General features: G+C 42.1%; 1 protein-coding gene. It reads left to right on the top strand.

Annotation, left to right across the window (positions count from 1 at the left end; all coding sequences use genetic code 11):
- Positions 1–692: 692 nt before the first annotated feature.
- Complete coding sequence (locus G3R48_RS17000) at positions 693–1,268, top strand: MltR family transcriptional regulator (RefSeq protein ID WP_025818885.1); 576 nt, start codon at positions 693–695, stop codon at positions 1,266–1,268.
- Positions 1,269–1,460 lie beyond the last annotated feature (192 nt).

Raw genomic sequence — 1,460 nt, 5'->3', positions numbered from 1 at the left:
GCTCCCCCCTCTTGCATCTCCCCAGCAGCCCCGGCGAAATTTTCTGGAAAGCGAAAGATTTCCAACGGGGGGACAATCCAGCTTTGAACTTCGTTTGTAGTTCTAACGCGTTTATGCCCCATTCCTTGTTTTTTGTTTTGAAAACTCTACGTCTTGGTACTTAGTTAATATCAGTTTTAGACAAATGGATTTCACACAAGATTTCCAAACCCCGTTTGGATTAACGTCGTGGCGCTTCGCCCACACCAGAGCAAGAAGGGGGAAACTGCTCCCCCCTCTTGCATCTCCCCAGCAGCCCCGGCGAAACTTTCTGGAAAGCGAAAGATTTCCAACGGGGGACAATCCAGCTTTGAACTTCGTTTTCCATACAACATTTAATTGAAATTGCTCTTTTACAGTTACCATTCTTACTGCCTAGATCGCACGATCTAATAAACTGGTTTTATATCCAGGTATAATGAGATTTGGCTTAATTAAAAAACTATAATTGATTGATAAATATAAAAATAAACTTAAATGTTCATTTTTTAAACGATATTATCGCGCAAGCCCGTTTTGTTTTATGATGTTGTGACAATTTTATTGTTTTACATCAGAGATATAGAAAATATACGATGATATAAATCAATAACTTAAACGTCCGGCTTTATCAGGCGAGCCGTTAAATAAGCTGTTATGGCTCAAGGAGAAATATGTTAGTAGAACATGCTGTAGATTTGGGTGAGTTTGTAACCGAACTCCAAAGTGAGACTGATCGAGGGTTACCTTTGGTTGGTGCTGCTCTCATTGATGAAAAGCTGTCAAAAACACTGGAGTCATTTTTCGTTGGGGGTAAGTCGACCAAAAATCTGCTCTTTGGTGCTAATGCACCCATTGGGGACTTATCTTCTCGCGTTGAATTATGCCTTTCGCTTGGATTAATAGACCAATTTGAGTATCAAGAGATTCAAATTATTCGCAAAATACGTAATCAGTTTGCCCATCTTCGACATGGACTCACCTTTGACGATGAGAAAATAAAAGGTTTGTGTACTAGCCTCAAATCTCCTTTACCTGATGGTATGCCGAAGGAGCGGCAAACAGCAAGGTTTCGGCTTATTAACGCGATTGTATGCATCGTTCTAAGGTTGTTTTATCGTCCTGAGTGGGTTGCTAAAGAACAAAGAGTGCCAAAGCAATGGGTTCCAGACTCAACTTGGTACAACACCAATGACACTCCGCCACCAGAGAATGCAGGTTTTGTTGGGTTAGTCAGCAAGTCGCTGTGAGTTGCGCCATAACAAACTGTTCAAGAGGGATTCGCAACGCATGGCATTTTCACTATGCGTTGGTTTTAGTGGTTAAGGTGGTATGCGGTGGCTTTGGTATTGCGTTGCTCACCCCTTAACAGGGCTACATGGACTCCCCTTTGTCAAGCAATAGTAATCCGACAACAACAGTGGATCTGACAGCAGCTCTAC

Origin of the sequence: Shewanella intestini, from assembly GCF_018221465.1 — a bacterium.
In the GTDB taxonomy this organism is placed as follows: Bacteria; Pseudomonadota; Gammaproteobacteria; order Enterobacterales; family Shewanellaceae; genus Shewanella; species Shewanella intestini.
This window is presented reverse-complemented; position numbering and strand designations above follow the sequence as displayed.